Source organism: Oerskovia sp. 140933, from assembly GCF_059651515.1.
Map to the genome: position 1 here is coordinate 68,134 of NZ_JAMXIO010000018.1, position 18,628 is coordinate 86,761.

General features: G+C 66.7%; 13 protein-coding genes. 12 read left to right on the forward strand and 1 reads right to left on the reverse strand.

The window, feature by feature from the left end:
• Nucleotides 1–67 precede the first annotated feature (67 nt).
• The 3 genes from NHG27_RS11260 to NHG27_RS11270 all read left to right on the forward strand — a co-directional run bounded on the left by NHG27_RS11260 (nucleotide 68) and on the right by NHG27_RS11270 (nucleotide 2,629).
• Nucleotides 68–889, forward strand: a complete 822-nt coding sequence (locus tag NHG27_RS11260; RefSeq protein WP_497016355.1) for a fumarylacetoacetate hydrolase family protein — start codon at nucleotides 68–70, stop codon at nucleotides 887–889.
• Nucleotides 890–962: 73 nt separating this feature from the next.
• On the forward strand, nucleotides 963–2,093 hold the full coding sequence (locus NHG27_RS11265; protein WP_497016356.1) for a cupin domain-containing protein: 1,131 nt from the start codon (nucleotides 963–965) through the stop codon (nucleotides 2,091–2,093).
• 5 nt (nucleotides 2,094–2,098) lie between these two features.
• The gene (locus NHG27_RS11270; protein ID WP_497016357.1) at nucleotides 2,099–2,629 is read left to right on the forward strand and encodes a maleylpyruvate isomerase N-terminal domain-containing protein; all 531 of its coding nucleotides are present in this window, start codon (nucleotides 2,099–2,101) and stop codon (nucleotides 2,627–2,629) included.
• Between the two features lie 11 nt (nucleotides 2,630–2,640).
• On the opposite strand, the gene NHG27_RS11275 is transcribed toward NHG27_RS11270, so the two are convergent.
• Nucleotides 2,641–3,714, reverse strand: a complete 1,074-nt coding sequence (locus tag NHG27_RS11275) for a LacI family DNA-binding transcriptional regulator (protein ID WP_497016358.1) — start codon at nucleotides 3,712–3,714, stop codon at nucleotides 2,641–2,643.
• Between the two features lie 199 nt (nucleotides 3,715–3,913).
• Here NHG27_RS11275 and NHG27_RS11280 point away from each other — a divergent pair, with 199 nt between their 5' ends.
• The 9 genes from NHG27_RS11280 (at nucleotide 3,914) to NHG27_RS11320 (ending at nucleotide 17,639) form a co-directional block, all read left to right on the forward strand.
• Nucleotides 3,914–5,215, forward strand: coding sequence for an ABC transporter substrate-binding protein (locus tag NHG27_RS11280; protein ID WP_497016359.1), 1,302 nt, complete (start codon nucleotides 3,914–3,916; stop codon nucleotides 5,213–5,215).
• 70 nt (nucleotides 5,216–5,285) lie between these two features.
• Nucleotides 5,286–6,170 carry a carbohydrate ABC transporter permease gene (locus NHG27_RS11285; RefSeq protein WP_497016360.1) on the forward strand — a complete coding sequence of 295 codons (885 nt, stop codon included), beginning with the start codon at nucleotides 5,286–5,288 and terminating at the stop codon, nucleotides 6,168–6,170.
• A 105-nt stretch (nucleotides 6,171–6,275) separates the two neighbouring features.
• A complete protein-coding gene (locus tag NHG27_RS11290) occupies nucleotides 6,276–7,073 on the forward strand; it encodes a carbohydrate ABC transporter permease (protein ID WP_497016361.1) in 798 nt (265 codons plus the stop codon).
• Nucleotides 7,073–9,727 carry a family 78 glycoside hydrolase catalytic domain gene (locus NHG27_RS11295; RefSeq protein WP_497016362.1) on the forward strand — a complete coding sequence of 885 codons (2,655 nt, stop codon included), beginning with the start codon at nucleotides 7,073–7,075 and terminating at the stop codon, nucleotides 9,725–9,727. Before NHG27_RS11290 ends, NHG27_RS11295 begins: the two co-directional genes overlap by 1 nt.
• Nucleotide 9,728: 1 nt before the next feature.
• Complete coding sequence (locus NHG27_RS11300; protein WP_497016363.1) at nucleotides 9,729–11,990, forward strand: glycoside hydrolase family 3 C-terminal domain-containing protein; 2,262 nt, start codon at nucleotides 9,729–9,731, stop codon at nucleotides 11,988–11,990.
• Complete coding sequence (gene rhaI, locus NHG27_RS11305) at nucleotides 11,987–13,162, forward strand: L-rhamnose isomerase (protein WP_497016364.1); 1,176 nt, start codon at nucleotides 11,987–11,989, stop codon at nucleotides 13,160–13,162. The genes NHG27_RS11300 and rhaI overlap by 4 nt, the downstream gene beginning before the upstream one ends.
• A 1-nt stretch (nucleotide 13,163) precedes the next feature.
• Nucleotides 13,164–15,239 carry a bifunctional aldolase/short-chain dehydrogenase gene (locus tag NHG27_RS11310; RefSeq protein ID WP_497016365.1) on the forward strand — a complete coding sequence of 692 codons (2,076 nt, stop codon included), beginning with the start codon at nucleotides 13,164–13,166 and terminating at the stop codon, nucleotides 15,237–15,239.
• Nucleotides 15,236–16,822 (forward strand): rhamnulokinase, encoded by a 1,587-nt coding sequence (locus tag NHG27_RS11315; protein ID WP_497016366.1) that lies wholly within the window; start codon nucleotides 15,236–15,238, stop codon nucleotides 16,820–16,822. Before NHG27_RS11310 ends, NHG27_RS11315 begins: the two co-directional genes overlap by 4 nt.
• Complete coding sequence (locus NHG27_RS11320; protein ID WP_497016367.1) at nucleotides 16,815–17,639, forward strand: class II aldolase/adducin family protein; 825 nt, start codon at nucleotides 16,815–16,817, stop codon at nucleotides 17,637–17,639. The genes NHG27_RS11315 and NHG27_RS11320 overlap by 8 nt, the downstream gene beginning before the upstream one ends.
• The last annotated feature ends 989 nt before the right edge of the window (nucleotides 17,640–18,628 follow it).

Sequence of the window (18,628 nt, forward strand, 5' to 3'; positions counted from 1 at the left end):
CTGGAGCACCCTCATGCGACTCGCACTACTCGACGATCGGATCCCGGTCGTCCTCGATGGTACGGACGTGATCGACGTCTCCCAGTACCTGACCACCCGCCTGGATCGACAGGGACCCTGGCACCAGTGGTTCGCCGCCGGCCACACCGGAGACGAACTGGCGATCCTTGACCTGGACCGCTGCCCTCGCCAGACGCTCGATGGCACCCGCCTCACGGCTCCGCTCCCGCGCCCTGGCAAGATCGTGGCTGCCCCCGTGAACTACCTCGACCATCAGGCCGAGATGTCGGAGCAGAGGTCGATCGCCGACTACGGGATCTTCCTCAAGGCGAGCACCTCGGTGATCGGCCCAGGACAGACGGTCGAGCTGCCGTACTCCGACAAGCGCACCGACCAAGAGGGCGAGCTGGCCGTGGTGATCGGTCGCACGGCAAGGAATATCGGTCCCGACCACGCACTCGACCACGTCGCTGCCTACACCTGCGGCCTCGACATCAGCCTGCGATCGTCGGAGGACCGCTCGACCCGCAAGTCCTTCGACACCTTCACGCCCCTGGGGCCATGGCTCGTCACAGCCGACGAGATCCCCGACCCCGACAACCTTGATCTGCGGTGCTGGGTAGGAGACGTGCTGCGCCAGGAGACAAACACGGCCGAGCTGATCTACTCCGTGTCCGAGCTCATCGCCTACGCGAGCTCGGTCATGACGCTCGAGCCAGGCGACGTCATCCTGACCGGAACCCCAGCAGGAGTGGGACCCCTGCAAGACGGCGACCACGTGCGGCTCGAGATCGAGAGTATCGGCGCACTGGAGATCGCCGTCAGTTCTCAGCATGCCGTGCCGTACGGGGCCCGGCCCCAAGGGCGCACTCGGACATTGAGCTCGTGATCAGGCGGCAACATCCTCGGTCACCGCGCTGCGTATCCCGCGCAAGACATACTTCGCACACCTGGAGAATCCCATGAGCACTATCGATAGCCAGTCCGTCGTCCCGGCTCAGCCCGGACAACCCGAGCCAGGGCCTGACCTGGAGCGCCTCTACGCAGATTTCGAGCGGAACAGCCTGGCACCACTCTGGACACAGACCAACGACCTCATGCCGATCGTGCCCAAGCCCTCCGCCGTCCCGTTCGTCTGGCGCTGGAGCGAGCTCGTCGACATCGCCCGTCGCGCCGGGGATCTCGTGCCTGTCGGCCGTGGCGGTGAGCGGCGCGCCATGGGGCTTGCGAATCCCGGCCTCGCGCCGACCGCGTACGCGACCCCCACGCTGTGGTGCGCGATCCAGTGGCTCGGCCCCTTCGAGACGGCTCCCGAACATCGTCACGCTCAGAACGCATTCCGCTTCGTGGTCGAGGGGGAGGGGGTGTGGACGGTCGTCAACGGTGATCCGGTCAGGATGAGCCGCGGCGACCTCTTGCTGACACCAGGGTGGAACTTTCACGGCCATCACAACGACACCGATCAACCGATGGCCTGGATCGACGGACTCGATGTTCCTTTCGTACATGACGTCGACTTCGGATTCTTCGAGTTTGGCTCGGAGCGCGTCACGGACGAGGCCTCTCCGCGCGTCTCCCGCTCCGAGCGGCTGTGGGCTCATCCCGGGCTGACCCCTCTCTCGTCTCAGGGAGCCCAGGTCGCGACTCCGATCGCTGCCTACCGTTGGGAGCACACGGACGCTGCCCTGCGTGAGCAACTCGCGCTGGAGGACGAAGGGCATCCCGCCACCGTCGAGCAGGGGCATGCGGCGATCAAGTACACCAACCCGACCAACGGGGGTGACGTGCTGCCGACGATGCGCTGCGAGTTCCACCGTCTGCGGCCAGGAACGCGGACCGCGGTTCGGCGTGAGGTCGGGTCCTCGGTCTGGCAGGTGTTCGACGGTGCAGGCGTGGTGGTCCTGGACGGCGAACGTCGTGAGCTCACCAAGGGCGACCTGTTCGTGCTGCCTTCGTGGACCGCATGGTCGCTCGAGGCGACCGAGGAGTTCGATCTGTTTCGCTTCTCCGATGCACCGATCGTCGAGCGGCTGCACTTCCAGCGCACCTACCTCCCGGAGTCGGGGCGCCTGCTGCCAGGCAGCAGAGGCTGAGACTGATGGTCGCTCGCATCGATCTGGTCACGGACCCCCGCCTCCGGGCAGACCTGCTGCTCGCGCGGCGGGGCACCGCCTACTTCTCCCGCAAGCTGGCAGAGCTCACGGATGCCGACCTGAGCAGCCCTTCCCTGGTCGACGGGTGCACACGGGCCCACGTCGTCGCCCGCGTCGGCTATCACGCTAGAGCGATGGCTCTTGCCGTGGAAGCTGTCCGGACCGGGGAGGACATCGCCTCGGAGGGTCTGGTCGTGGACGGTGAGACGGTCGCGTTCGGGGCGACCCTCCCGGCCGGCGCGCTCCGCAACCTGCACGCGCACGCTGCCGTCCACCTGAGCGTCGAGTGGCGAGACCTGCCCCCGGAGAGATGGACCGTGTCCGTGCCTGATCCCGCCGGCGAAGTGGTGCCGGTAGCAGAGACCCCGTGGAGACGAGCTCGCGAGGTGTGGTTGGCCGCCCTCGATCTCGGCAACGGGGCGCGTCTGGCAGAGCTGCCCGCCGAGGTGCTCGCCCGGGTCGGCGGGATGCGCTGAGCCCGGCCAAATCAGCGAGCGTTCGCACCTTCCCGCAGGGTCGTGCTGGTGCTCGCGCGGACAACAAGGGAAGGGGCGAGCACGACGGCGTCATGGACATGGGTCGTGCCTTCCTGAGCCTCGTTCAGCACGAGCTTCGTCCCGACGGTGCCCATCTCCATGCCCGGCTGTGCGATCGTCGTGATCGGGATCGGACTGTCCCAGGCCGCCTGGTTGTTGTCGTAACCGACGACCGCCACGTCGTGGGGCACCCGGAGATCTGGGGCCGACGCGAACGCCTGGACGATGCCGGCCGCGAGAAGGTCGGTCGCAGCGACCACACCATCGACGAGCCCGGCCCGCACCTCATCGACGAGCGAGAGCCCAGCATCCCAACCGTCAGCGCGATTGACTCCGGCCGGACTGATCGTCCGGACATGTTCGACCCCGCCCTGACTGACCGCACGCAGAAAGCCCTGAGCCCTATGCCGAATCGGCTCCAGACCTGCCGGCCCGCCGACAAACACCAACCGACGTCGCCCGGAGTCCACGAGGTGTGTGGCTGCCAGCCACCCACCGTGCTCGTTGTCGACCGAGACGCTGCAGTACTGCGACGACGGAACCGCAAGGTTGAGCATGACCGTCGGAGCCGTACGTGGCGTCTGGCTGGCGATCGCCGCGAAGTGATCACTGTCGTTGAGGGTCAGAAGCACTCCCGCGACGCGAGCCTGCGTGAAGGTGCGCAGATGCCTGGTCTCGCGATCCAGCCGGGTGTCGCTGTTCGCGATCATCAATGAGTACCCGGCGAGCTCTGCGGCTGTCTCGGCCCCCCTGGCGACGTCGACGAACAACGAGTTGCTCAGGTCGGGCAGCACGATCCCGACGGTCCGACTGACGCCAGCCGCCAGCGACTGAGCATTGCCGTCCGGGACGTAGTCGAGCATCGCCATAGCACGCACGACCTTGTCCGCCGTGGCGACCGAGACCCGCCCGGGATGGTTGAGAACGTTCGACACCGTTCCGGAGGACACCCCCGCCAGGGCGGCGACATCTCCGATCGACGGCCTCGACCGCGGCCCAGCCTCTCCGATTCCCACCGTATGCACCTCTCTAGTTGCTCCAGCGAAGCATAGCGTTCGTTGATCCGCTTCATCACCCGTGCGAATAACCCCAGCCGTGCGGCTGGAAGCACACGATGCCCGCAGATTCAAGGGTGAAAGCGGGCTTGCCATCAACCCCCAGGACACTCTAACCTCCCATTTTGAAGCGCTTCAAAGGCGTGGCGACTACTTCGAGGAGGAAGTGATGAACACTCAGGGACGGCGGCGCGCAGCGCTGCTCACCGCATCGGCGATGTCGACGGTGCTACTGATGATGGCGTGCTCGTCCGGCGGTGACGGCGGCCAGGGCGGCCAGTCGAGCGGCAAGTTCGAGTACCTCTCCCTGGCGGAGAACACGGCGGTCAAGGACACCCTCACCGCTCTGAGCGAGGACCAGTGCTCCGTGGAAGAGGAAGCGGCCGCGCTCACCGTGACGACCCAGCCGCAGGCGAGCTTCGACCAGCAGATGCAGCTGCTCGCTGGTCAGGGCGCGCTGCCCTCGCTCTTCGCTACCGGAAACTCGCCTCAGGTGATCAAGGACATCAACGGCGCCGACCAGCTCGTGGACATCGACGCGGAGCTCGAGGCGCTCGGGAGGTCCGACGCGATCATCCCGGCAGCACGCTCGACGATCGAGGCGCTGTACGACGGAGAGGTCTTCGTGCTGCCGACTGAGTTCAACGTCGAGGGCATCTGGTACAACAAGGCGCTCTTCCAGGAGCACCAGATCGCTGTCCCTTCGACCTGGGACGAGCTCGTGACCGCATCGGAGCAGCTCGCTGCGGCCGGGGTCACGCCGATGTCGGCGGCCGGCAAGGACGGTTGGCCGCTCACTCGGCTCGTGGGGAACTACATCTACCGGTCGATCGGGCCGGACGCTCTGCAGAAGGTCGCCGACGGGGAGGCCAAGTTGACTGACCCGGAGTATGTCGAGGGTGCTGCGAAGGTGGCCGAGCTCGGAGCGGCAGGTGCGTTCGGTCCTTCGGTGGGTTCGATCGACTACACCACGGCGATGAACGAGTTCCTCAGCGGCAAGGCCGGCATGTACTACATGGGCAGCTGGGCGCTGGCGAACTTCAACGACCCGGCGCAGAACAACCTGGGGCCGGACGGCATCGGGTTCATCGCCTTCCCGAACGTCGAGGGCGGGGCAGGTGATTCGACGCAGCTCGCGGCCAACATCGGTGTCCCGCTCGCGATGTCCGCCAGCACGTTCGACGAGGACGCCAAGGCGTGGCTCGGCTGCATCGCCGACAACTTCGGCTCCCAGTCGCTCGGTGACCAGGGAGTGATCACTGGCTTCGCGGACAACGACGCGGTGGACGTGGAGCCGTTGACTGGCACCGTGCAGGGCCAGATCGAGACCGCTGAGACCACGGTCCTGTGGTTCGAGGCTCTGTTCAACCCCAAGGCGACGACGACGGCCACCTCGAACGCGCAGCTCCTGGTGACCGGTCAGATGAGTCCGGAGGACTTCATGGCCGCCGTCCAGGCGGACCTGGGCTGATCCACCGTGCCGCGGGGTGTGGTCGACGACGTCGGTTACACCCCGCGGACCATTCGAAAGTAGAGACCCCATGCGTCACGTTCTCGGTGATCGGCGCGCGATCGCGCTGCTCCTGGGCCCAGCCCTTCTCTTCTACACGCTGATCATGCTCGTCCCGGTGGTGTGGTCCTTCGGCTATACGTTCTTCGAGGGCAACGCGATCAGCGGGTTCACGTTCGTCGGTACCGACAACTTCTCGCGGTTGGTGAGCGACCCGGCCGTTCACGACGCGTTGTGGTTCACGATCCGGTTCGCGATCGTCCTGACCATCGTGCAGGTTGCGGTCGGATACCTGCTCTCGCTGTTCTACGTCTTCATCCTCAGGCGTTCATCCGGAGTCGTCCGGACGTTGGTCTTCTTCCCTGTCGTCCTGCCCACGGTCGCCGTCGCACTGCTGTTTCAGCAGCTCTTCGAGTCCGCCCCTCGAACGGGCCCGGTGAACGCACTGCTGGAGGCCGTCGGCATCGGCTCGGTCGACTGGTTCGCAAGCGGCTCGACAGCCTTCTGGGTCATCATCCTCATGGAGGCCTGGCGCTCGATGGGCTTCTACGCCGTGCTGCTCTACGCGGGTCTCGTGGACATCCCCGAGGAGATGCTCGAGTCGGCTCGCCTCGACGGCGCATCAGGTGGCCGTCTGGTCAGGCACATCGTCCTGCCGCTCTCCTTGCCCGTCCTGCTCTCGTCCGTCATCTTCTCGATCAACGGCACGCTCAAGGTTTTCGACTCCGTCCTTGCGCTGACGAACGGGGGCCCGGGCAGCCAGACGACCCCGCTGACCTTGTACATGTACCAGACCTCGTTCAGTTACGGGCAGTACGGGTACGGGAGCTCGCTCGCACTCCTGCTGACGCTGCTCTGCCTCGTCGTGACCCTCTTTCTCTTCCGCTCGAGCCGCCGCGACCTCACGAAGGCCTGAACCATGACTACGACACTCACTCCCACCCGCGTCCCGACGGCGCAATCCCACGGGAAGCGACGCCGACCAGCGCGGCGCGTGTGGCACTCGGTCTGGACCGGTCTGGTGACCGCGCTGGTGCTCGTTATCGTCGTCTACCCGCTCGTCTGGCTGGTCCTTGGATCCCTCAAGACTCAGCCCGAGTTCCTCAACAACCCGACGTTCGCCCTGCCCGAGAACTGGGCGAACTTCGACAACTACGTCACCGCCATCACGGACGGCAATCTCGGGACCTATGCACGCAACAGCGTCCTCGCCGTCCTGCCGTCGCTCGCACTGACGATCCTCTTCGGCGTCGCCGCAGGCTTCGCTCTCGAGGTCATGGTCTGGAAGGGGCGCTCGACCACACTCCTGCTCTTCCTCGCCGGCATCATGGTTCCCGGGCAGATGATCCTGCTCCCGCTGTTCACCATCTACTTCGAGATCGGCCTCACCGGCACCCTGTGGCCGCTCATCATCACCTACACGACGATCGGCCTCCCGCTCACCGTGTTCATGATGGCGACCTTTTTCCGCAGCGTGCCGCGCGAGATCTTCGAGGCCGCGACCCTCGATGGAGCGAACATCTTCCGGATGTTCTTCTCGATCGGCCTGCCGCTGGTTCGCAACGCGATCTTCACCGTGGCACTCGTGCAGTTCTTCTTCATCTGGAACGACCTGCTCATCGCTCTGACCTTCACGAACCGAGACGACCTGCGCACGATCCAGGTGGGACTGCTCAACTTCCGTGGCCAGTTCGGTCAGGTCGACTTCGGCCCGACTTTCGCGGCGATCTGCCTCAACGTCTTCGGCACCCTGGCCATCTACCTCTTCCTCAACCAACGGGTCATGAAGGGCCTCACCGCGGGATCGGTGAAGGGCTGATGGGAGCCGTCGTCGTCGACGTCCGGGCCGAACACCTGGGGCATGCCCTGGGTATCGGTGAACCAGAGCCACGCCTGAGCTGGCGGCTCGAGGGCGCAGACCCGGGCGTGGAGCAGCTCGGCTATGAGATCTTCACCGAACGCGACACCCACCCCTCCAGCACGGTCCAGAAGCAGTCAGGTGAAATGTCACTGGTCCCGTGGCCCGGTATCGCGCTCATGCCCCGTGAGCGGGCGATCGTGCGAGTCCGGGCCAACCTCTCCGACGACACCGTGACAGCATGGTCCGAGCCCCTGACCATCGAGACGGGCATCAGCGAGGCCGACTGGGACGAGCACTTCATCTCACCCTCGACATCTGCGCCCACAGCGGCGACACGACCCGCCTGGCTCATGCGCACGACATTCACCGTGCCCGACACCGCTGACCGCATCCGCGCCTACGTCACTGCACACGGCGTCTACGACCTGGAGGTCAACGGCGCCCGCGCGACCGAGGCAGAGCTCGCACCGGGGTGGAGCAGCTATGAACACCGGCTGCGCTTCCAGACGTTCGACCTCGACCAGCAGACGACCGTCGGCGAGAACGTGATGGGCATCTGGTTGGCCGACGGCTGGTACAGAGGACGCATCGGCTTCAACGGCGGTCTCTGGGACGTCTACGGAACCGATGTCGCCGCCTTGGTCCAGATCGAGGTCCGCCACGTCGACGGTACGGTCGAACGGCTTCCACTGAGCTGGCGCACTGCTCCCGCGCCCATCACCGGCAGCGGCCTCTACGAGGGCGAGCGCCACGACGCCCGGCTCGAGCACCCTGCCTGGTCCCAGCCAAGGTTCGACGACTCAGGGTGGAGCATCCCGACCACCCTCCCGCGCCGCGTCTTCACGCACGCCCTTGAGGCCTCGCCCGGGCCCTCGGTGCAGGTCATCGAATCCCTGCGGCCGGTGACGGTCGAGCACCGCCCTGATGGTCGGGTGCGGTTCGACTTCGGGCAGAACATCTCCGGGAAGATCCAGTTCACCGCCACCGCACCGCGGGGACACGTCCTGAGGCTCCGGCATGCTGAGGTCCTCGAGCGCGGCGAGCTCTCGGTACGTCCTTTGCGCACGGCGACGTCCGTCGACGAGTACGTGTTCGCCGGTTGTGCTTCCGAGACCTGGACGCCGCGGTTCACTCTGCACGGATTTCGTTACGTAGACGTTGAAGGCTGGCCCGACGGACAGAGCCTTGATGCGGTCGAGGCCCTGGTCGTCCACTCCCAGATGCGCCGCACGGGTTGGTTCGCGTCGTCCAACAGCCTCCTTGACCGCTTCCACGAGAACGTCGTGTGGAGCATGCGCGACAACTTCGTGGACCTCCCGACTGACTGCCCGCAGCGCGACGAACGGCTCGGCTGGACCGGAGACATCCAGGTCTTCGCGCCGGCGGCCGCGTTCCTCCATGACAGCACCGGCGTCCTGCTGAGCTGGCTTCGGGATGTCAAGGCAGAACAGCGCGCTCAAGGCACGATGCGCAACTTCCACCCGTGGCTCGAGTGCGGCTTCCCGGCCGCACCTGCGGCGGCGTGGGGGGACGCAGCGGTCATCGTCCCGTGGACTCTCTACGAACGCACCGGCGACCTGCAGATCCTGCGCGACCACGCCGAGAGCATGACCGCCTGGGTCGACCAGGTAGACCGTGCCACCGGACGAACGGGCCTGTGGGACACCGGGTTCCAGCTCGGCGACTGGCTGGACCCGGCCGCCCCACCCGAGAAGCCAGGGGAGTCCGCGACCGACGCGCACCTCGTGGCCACCGCATATCACGCACGAACCGCTCATCTCCTGGCTCGCACCTGGGCGCTGCTGGAGAACGAGACGAACGCGCGCAAGTACGCGAACATCGCCGCCCGAGCTCGGACAGCATTCCAAAACACGTTCGTCTCACCCGCGGGTCGGGTCGTCAGCGACACGGTCACGGCCTTGTCGGTCGCGATCTGCTTCGACCTGCTCGACACCGAGACGCAACTAGAGGTGGCCGGCGCGCGTCTCGTCGAGCTCGTGCGCGAGAGCGACCACCTGATCAGTACCGGATTCGTCGGCACACCCCTCGTGTGCGACGCACTGGCACGCACCGGATCTGTCGACACCGCCTATCACCTGCTTCTCGAGACACGCTGCCCGTCCTGGCTGTACCCGGTGACCATGGGAGCCACGACCGCCTGGGAACGCTGGGACAGCATGCTTCCCGACGGGAGCATCAACCCGGGAGAGATGACCTCCTTCAACCACTACGCACTGGGTGCCGTCGTCGACTTCATGCATCGCGTCGTCGCCGGCCTCGCACCGTCGGCACCCGGCTACCGCACGATCGAGTTCGCACCCCGCCCTGGCGGAGGACTCGAGCACGCATCGGCATCTCACCTGTCACCGCAGGGCATGATCCGGGCGGCCTGGCGCCGCGAAGGAGAACGGTTCCATCTCACGGTCGAGGTCCCTCCTGGGGCTCGCGCCACGGTGCGACTGCCTGACGGCAGCGAGCCTCGCGAGGTCGGACCTGGGACGAGCGAGCACGCCTGCAGCTGGCGCTCGGCCGCCGACGACCCGCCGAGACCTCGACTGTGGAACATCCACGACCCGAGTGACCGCGCCCTGATGGAAGCAGGAGCCTCCTGAGATGACGACAGCACACCTCCCCGACGACATCGAGGCCGTGGCCGGTCTCCTTGTCGGGGCCGACATGTCGAGCACGCGCGCCCGACCGGGGGTGCCACGGCTGGTCTTGTCCGACGGTCCGAGCGGTCTGGCGATGAACCTTCCGGACTTCGCCGGTAAGGTGCCCGCCACGAGCTTCCCCGCCCCTGTCGCGCTTGCGGCCACCTGGGACAGCGATCTCGTCCAAGAGGTCGCAGCCGCCATCGGAGCCGAGGCCCGCGCCGCGGGAGCCGACATCCTGCTCGGCCCCTCGGTCAACATCAAGCGCTCGCCACTGGGAGGACGGAACTTCGAGTACTACTCCGAGGACCCCCTCCACGCCGGGCGCATCGGTGCTGCGTTCGTCCGCGGGGTACAGAGCCAGGGAGTCGGCGCCTGCGTCAAGCACTTCGCGGTGAACAGCCAGGAGACGGACCGCATGCGCGTCAGCGCAGAGGTCGGTGAACGCGCGCTCCGGGAGATCTACCTGCCGGCCTTCGAGCACATCGTCCGAACTGAACAACCGGCGATGGTCATGGCGTCCTACAACCGGATCAACGGTGTCTACGCAGCACAGAACTCGCACCTCCTGACACGCGTGCTGCGCGAGGAGTGGGGCTTCATGGGCGCCATCATCTCCGACTGGGGCGCCGTCGACGATCCGGTCGAAGCAGTGGACGCCGGCCTCGACATCCAGATGCCTGGACCCGCGACGGCCGCGCGGGAGGCCGTAGTTGACGCGGTCCAGTCCGGACGTCTCAATGCCCAGAAGGTGTTCGAGGCTGCAGGGCGCGTTGCGTCCGTTGCGCAGCGATGGTCGGCAGGGCCATCGCTGCCTGTCGATCGGGTCGTGCATGAGGAGTTGGCGCGACGCGTGGCCGAGCAGTCGATTGTCCTGCTGCGCAACGAGAACTCCACGTTGCCCCTTGCCGGCGACGGCGTGCTGTTAGTGGTGGGCGAGCTCGCCCAGGCCCCGCGGCGCGAGGGCGGGGGCAGCGCGCACGTCGGTCACCTCGGCGCCAGCGCACAGGACACGCCTCTCGCCGCGCTGCGCGACGCATGGCGTGGTCCGGTGCACTACGAAGCCGGCTTCGACACCTCTGGTGGAGACGGCCGAGCCCCGTCGGCATCGCTCATCCAGCGTGCGCGCGAGGCGGATGCTGTGCTGATCTTTGTCGGCCAGGAGGACGGTAGTGATTCGGAGGGGTACGACCGGCAGACAATCGACCTACCCTCTGCCCAGGTTCACCTGATCGACGAGTTGGCAGCTACCGGTCGACCCACGATCGTTGTTATCAACGGTGGGGGAATCGTGCGTACCGCACCCTGGGACCAAGCTGTCGCGGCGCTTTTGCACATGTGGTTGCCGGGCGGCTCAGGCGGGCGGGCTGTCGTCGATGTCTTGCTGGGTGCGGTGAGCCCGTCAGGGAAGCTGCCGGAGACCATGCCGCTCGCGATCCAGGACACTCCGACCTGGCCCGGATTTCCGGCAACTGGCCGTCGGGCCTTCCACGGTGAGGACACGCTCGTCGGCTACCGCTGGTACGACCGTGCGGCCAAGGAGGTGGCGTACCCGTTCGGACACGGTCTTAGCTACACGACGTTCGCATACTCGGATCTCATGATCGAGGCGGAGTCGGACGAGCGCGCACACGTGCAGTTCACGCTGACCAACTCCGGAACCCGTACGGGTGCCGAGGTGTGGCAGGCCTACGTTGGCAGCCCAGACGTCGGGCCGATGGATGCGGTTCGGCGACTGGCTGCTTTCGGCAAGGTTCGCCTCGATCCGGGCGAGTCGGTACGGGTCACCTTCACCTTGGATCGTCGGACCTTTGCGACGTGGGACCAGGACGCGAGCAGCTGGAGCGTGCTCGCAGGATCGCACGTCGTCGAGGTGGGGGCGTCCTCGCGTGACCTACGTCTGGGCACCCAAGTCTCACGGCCCGCGAGCGGGGGCGCGACACGGCTGTCGCTTCGCTCCACGCTGCGGGAGTGGGTACGTGACGAGGTCCACGGAACACGACTGCTCGAGGCGGTCCGTGCGGCTGATCCAACTGGTCAGAGCATCGCTTTCATCACCAATCCCACAGTCCTCACGATGATCGGCGACATGCCGATCGAACGGCTCCTGCCCGACCCTGGCAATGCTCTGACCGTGCCCCTGCTCGACACGGTGCTTGACCTGACATCCGATCCCGCAGCCGCGACAACTCGCATCGGGGCCCCTGAAAGGAACGACTCATGACCACATCCGACCGGGCGGAGGCGGCGCGCACCGCCCTGCGGCAACAGACGATCGAGCTTCCGTCCTGGGCCTTCGGCAACTCGGGGACGCGGTTCAAGGTCTTCGGCACTTCGGGGACCCCCCGGGATCCCTACGAGAAGATCGCCGACGCCGCCCAGGTCAACGCGTTCACAGGGGTCGCCCCAAGGGTCTCGCTGCACATTCCGTGGGACCTCGTCGACGACTACGAGGACCTGTCCCGGCACGCCGCTGACAACGGTGTGAGCATCGGGATGATCAACTCGAACCTCTTCCAGGACGACGACTACAAGCTCGGCTCCCTCACCCACCCCGACCCCACGGTGCGCAGGAAGGCGATCGATCATCACCTGCAGTGCCTCGACGTCATGCGGGCGACAGGGTCGAAGGAGCTCAAGCTCTGGCTGCCGGACGGCACCAACTACCCCGGTCAGGACTCGATCCGCGCCCGCCAGGACCGCCTGGCCGACTCGCTCGCCGAGATCTACGCAGCGCTCGACGACGACCAAACGCTCATCCTGGAGTACAAGTTCTTCGAGCCCGCCTTCTACGCGACCGACATCCCCGACTGGGGGACCTCGCTCCTGCACTGCCTCGCATTGGGGGAGCGGGCCAAGGTCGTGCTCGACACCGGGCACCACGCCCCAGGCACCAACATCGAGTTCATCGTCGCCCAGCTATTGCGCCAGGGCAGGCTCGGAGCGTTCGACTTCAACTCACGCTTCTACGCCGATGACGACCTCATGGCAGGAGCCGCCGACCCCTTCCAGCTGTTCCGGATCATGCACGAGATCGTGCAGGTCGGGGCGCTCGCGCCGGACTCCGGCGTGAACTTCATGCTCGACCAGTGCCACAACATCGAGGACAAGATCCCCGGGCAGATCCGCTCCGTAATGAACATCCAGGAGGCGACCGCCAAGGCGCTGCTGGTGGACATGGGCGCGCTCGACCAGGCGCAGCGCTCGGGCGACGTGCTCACCGCCAACGGGGTCCTCATGGACGCCTACAACACCGACGTGCGCCCGCTCCTTGCGGACCTGCGCGTCGAGCAGGGGCTCGCCCCCGACCCGATGACCGCGTTCGCGGCCTCCGGGTACACCGAGAAGATCGTGGCCGAGCGCGTGGGTGGCGTGCAGGCCGGATGGGGAGCGTGAAATGACTGTCACGACGACGACGCACACCGTGGCGGCCGTGGCCGACCTGGTCGCCCGTTCGAACGCCCTGGGGGCGGACCCCCGGGTCACGAACTACGCCGGCGGCAACACCTCGGCCAAGGGCCGGACCGCCGACCCCGTCACCGGGGAACCCGTCGAGCTGCTCTGGGTCAAGGGCTCGGGCGGCGACCTCGGTACGCTCACCGAGGCCGGTCTCGCGGTCCTGCGACTGGACCGCGTACGTGCCCTCAAGGAGGTCTACCCCGGGGTCGAGCGCGAGGACGAGATGGTCGCCGCGTTCGACTACTGCCTGCACGGCAAGGGCGGTGCGGCGCCGAGCATCGACACCGCCATGCACGCCCTGGTCGACGCCGCGCACGTGGACCATCTGCACCCGGACTCTGGCATCGCCCTCGCGACGTCCGTGGATGGCGAGGCACTGACCCGCCAGGTCTTCGGCGACGATGTCGTGTGGGTGCCGTGGCGCAGGCCCGGATTCCAGCTGGGGCTGGACATCGCGGCCGTCAAGGAGGCCAACCCGCAGGCGATCGGCTGCGTGCTGGGCGGCCACGGCATCACGGCGTGGGGCGAGACTTCCGCGCAGGCTCAGGAGCGCAGCCTCGAGATCGTGCGTCGCGCCGAGGTGTTCATCGAGCGGCGCACCCGCGAGCTCGCCGCGCGTGGCCAGCACCCCTTCGGACCCGTTCGTACCGGCCACGTGGCGCTCAGTGAGACCGAGCGTCGCGCGAAGGCGGCCGCGCTGGCGCCCGTGATTCGCGGGCTCGCATCGTCCGACGTGCCCCAGGTGGGGCACTTCACCGACTCCGACGTGGTGCTGGACTTCTTGTCGCGCGAGAAGGTGGCCCCGCTCACAGCACTGGGGACGAGCTGCCCCGACCACTTCTTGCGGACCAAGGTCAGGCCGCTCGTGGTGGACCTGCCGGCAGATGCGCCGGTCGAGGAGACCGTGACTCGGCTGCGTGAGCTGCACGCCGAGTACCGCGCGGACTACCAGGCCTACTACGACCGCCACGCGACACCGGACAGCCCGGCGCTGCGCGGCGCGGACCCCGCGATCGTCCTCGTCCCGGGCGTCGGGATGTTCTCGTTCGGGAAGAACAAGCAGACGGCCCGGGTCGCAGGCGAGTTCTACGTCAACGCGATCAACGTCATGCACGGTGCCGAGGCGATCAGCACCTACGCGCCGATCGACGAGGCGGAGAAGTTCCGCATCGAGTACTGGGCGCTCGAGGAGGCCAAGCTCGCGCGCATGCCCGCACCCAGGCCGCTCGCCACGCGCGTCGCGATCGTCACCGGTGGTGGATCGGGGATCGGCAGGGCCATCGCCGAGCGTCTCGCGGCAGAGGGCGCGTGCGTCGTCGTGGCCGACCTGAACCTCGACGGCGCCCAGGAGGTCGCGACCTCCCTCGGAGGGCCGGACGTCGCGATCGGCGTCCGCGCCGATGTCACGTCCGCGAGCGACGTCGCAGCCCTCGTCGACGCCGCCGCACTCGCGTTCGGTGGCGTGGACTTGGTCGTCAACAACGCCGGCCTCTCGATCTCCAAGCCGCTCCTGGACACGACCGAGGCTGACTGGGACCTCCAGCACGACGTCATGGCCAAGGGCTCGTTCCTCGTGGCCCGCGAGGCCGCCCGCGCGATGATCGCGCAGGGCCTCGGCGGAGACATCGTCTACATCGCCTCGAAGAACTCCCTGTTCGCCGGCCCCAACAACATCGCGTACTCCGCGACGAAGGCCGACCAGGCGCACCAGGTCCGGCTCCTGGCTGCCGAGCTCGGAGAGCACCAGATCCGCGTCAACGGCATCAACCCCGACGGCGTCGTCCGCGGTTCGGGCATCTTCGCCGGCGGTTGGGGGGCCAAGCGGGCTGCGGTCTACGGCGTCGCGGAGGAGGACCTGGGTGCGTATTACGCCCAGCGCACGCTCCTCAAGCGCGAGGTCCTGCCCGAGCACGTCGCTGCCGCCGTACTTGCCCTCACCGGCCCCGATCTAGCCCTCACGACCGGACTGCACATCCCCGTCGATTCGGGCGTTGCTGCAGCCTTCTTGCGATGACGGCTCTGGGCAAGGCGCGAGCGGCCGGTCGGGCAGCGGTCGCCTCGATCGATCTCGGGGCAACCAGTGGACGGGTGATGCTCGCGGTCATTCACGGTGAGCACGGGCAGGAGCGCATCGAGCTCATCGAGGCGGCTCGATTCCCTAACGGTCCTGGAGCCTCGCAGGACGCGAAGGATCCAGGGCTCCACTGGGACGTCACACGGCTGTGGGAGGCCATCCTCGAAGGGCTACGTGTCGCTGGCGGACTTGCCCGTGAGCAAGGCCTGGGCATCTCGGCGATCGGTGTCGACTCCTGGGCGGTCGACTATGGACTGATCGACTCCGACGGGAATCTTCTCGGGCTGCCCCGCTCGTACAGGGACAGTCGCCTGGAGGGGGTCGCGGAGCAGGTTGCAGAACGGATCGGCGATGCCGAGCAGTACCGGATCAACGGCCTGCAACGTCTGCCCTTCACCACGGAGTACCAGCTGGTGGCCGGGCGCGACGACCCCGAGTGGGCGGATGCGACCACCCTCGCGCTCATCCCCGACCTCGTTGTCTTCTGGCTGACCGGCCGGAGAGCAACAGAGGTCACCAACGCGTCGACCACCGGATTGGTCGACGCCACGACGCGGTCGTGGTCTCGCGAGATGATCGACCGTCTGGTGGACGCGTATCCCGCGCTCGGAGGACTGGAGGATCGGCTCACAGACCTCGTCGAGCCAGGGACCGTAGTGGGTGCGCTCACGGCAGGTGTCCAGAAGGAGACGAGGCTGGGACCGGTGCCCGTTGTCGCGGTCGGTTCTCATGACACGGCATCCGCGATCGTGGGAGTACCGGCGCAACACCAGGACTTCGCCTACATCTCCTCGGGAACGTGGTCGTTGGTCGGGTTGGAGCTCGAAGGGCCGGTGCTCACCGAGCAGAGCCGCCGCGCGAACATCACCAACGAACTCGGAGTCGACGGCACGGTTCGCTATCTGAAGAACGTCTCGGGACTATGGGTGCTCTCAGAGTCCTTGCGGACGTGGAACCGGACCGGTCGGGAAACCACCCTCGCCGAAGCCCTCAGCGCAGCTGAGCAGGCGGCCCCGAAGCGTACGGTCATCGATCTGGACTCACCAGCGTTCCTACCGCCCGGCGACATGCCATCACGGATCGCAGAGGCCGCACGCACTCTAGGCCAACCCGAACCCAAAACCGTCGGTGAGGTCACACGCTGCATCCTGGACTCACTCGCCGCGAGCTATGCCCGCGCGCTCGAGGCCATCGAAACTGCATCGGGCAGGACCATCGACGTGGTTCACATCGTCGGAGGGGGCTCACAGAACGACCTTCTCTGCCGCCTGACCGCGGAAGCTATCGGTCTGCCAGTCGTTGCCGGACCGACAGAGGGTGCCGCGCTCGGTAACGCACTCGTGGCGGCCCGGGGAGCCGGACTGCTCGACGGCGATCTCGCAGCTCTCCGCACCGTGGTCTCACGCAGCGCAACGGTGCGTCGATACGAAGCGCCATCTCCACGTCGCCCCCATCCCGGGCGCACCAACCAAGCACCTCGCACCGAAGGTGCTTCGATCCAAGGAGTGTCTCAGCATGCATGACGAAGCGATCCGCCCTGGCCTTGGGGACGTCCTTGCCTCGATGGGAGAAGCCGGGCGTCGCATCTCCCAGATCGACGCCGCCGAAGCCGGCGCCGGAAACATCAGCGTCTACCTCGGCTGGGACACGGAAGTACGTCGACGCTTCCCCCTGCGCGAGAAGATCGAACTCCCCGTGGAAGCACCCTCGCTCGCGGGCGGCACGCTGCTCGTGACCGGCTCCGGACGCCGGCTGCGCCAGATCGCCGACGACCCCGAGTCATGCATCGCCGCGCTGAAAGTCCACGCCGGCGGACGCAGCGCAACGATGTACAGCTCCACACGTCGGCTCTTCGAACGGCTCACCAGCGAGTTCAACTCACACCTGGGAGTCCATGAAGACCAGGTTGCTCGCCGAGGAGTGGAGTTCCAGGCCGTCGTCCATGCCCAGCCGCCACACCTGACCTACCTCTCCCACATCCCGGCATACCAGGACGAGAAGGAGATGAATCGTCGTATCCTCCGGTGGGAACCTGAGTCCATCGTGTCGCTCTCCCAGGGCGTGAAGGTACTCCCGTTCTTCGTCCCCGGCTCGCAGCAGATGATGGACGCCAACGTCGCTGGTCTGCGCGAGGCCGAGATCACCTTGTGGAGCAAGCACGGAGTCATGGCGCGATCTGACGTATCGGTGACCAGGGCAGTCGACCGGATCGAGTACGCCGAGACAGGTGCCAAGTACGAGTACATGGACCTCGCAGCGGGCGGACAAGCTGAAGGGCTCACGCGCGACGAGATCCGATCCGTTGCATCGACATTCGCGATCGAGTCTCCCTGGGTTTGACGGCGGACTCGTCTTCTTCAACGCACACAAGTGCTTACGCGACGAGGCAGGCGATGCCTTCAAGAGGCGAGGAGCGCATCGAACTCGCCCTACCACCGTGCTGCCATAGGGATGGCCCGAAGCAGCTCGTTGCTCGAGGTCGAGTTCGAGGTGCTGCCCTTCGCGTGGGCGAGGGCGCCTGTGCGCCGTTGCACCACCGCAGGTGGCTGTGGTCCTGCTTGAGGTCGCTGTGGAGGTTGGGATCCAGGGGGTCGGGGCGTCGAGGTGGGTGTCGTGGTTTCCACGAGGGATGTCGGCGCGTTGTGTTCCGGGCCGGGGTGGGAACGTCAGTCGTCCACCGACGTTGGAATGCTCGGGTGTCGCATGAGGTGGAAGCGCAGCGCCTTTCGCTGTCGCCGTAGTCTCGGGCGGTCCGTCTTGGTTGACCGGTCGATGAGTCCCTCGATGGCCTCCAGCTCCCGCAGGAGCTCGGCACGTCGGCGGCTGAAGCGGCTCTTGCACACGGCGCTGCAGAACGCCGCCGGTCGCCCGTTGGTTGGCAGGGTGCACATCTTCGTGCAGTAGGGATTCATGCATCGCAGTGGTTCGTACATCGTGTTCGCGTTCATGGGTCCTCCCGCAACCTGCCTGCCATTTGTGCGCTGACCTGCAACAACGCACACTTTCAACGGGTTGTGCGTGCGATTCTTTCCCGGCGCGAGTGGTTCATGTTTCTGTACTGGACGGTTCCCAGCAAGCGCGGGGGTGGTGGATTCTGTTGATGGTATCGAGATTTCGTGCGGAACATGTCTGTACGGGTTGGGGTGCGCGGGTCTACGATCGCTGGACCGCCCATTGTGGGCGGCAGGGCCTGCGTGAGAACGCAAAAGGGGTGCCGCTGCGCCAACAGCGACAGGGTCTGCTGCACGGATAGGTGTCAGATGGTCTCAGGCGGCGAGTGCGACCTGAGGGGTGTTGATCGTCTCGTATTCGATGGGTGTCAGTCGACC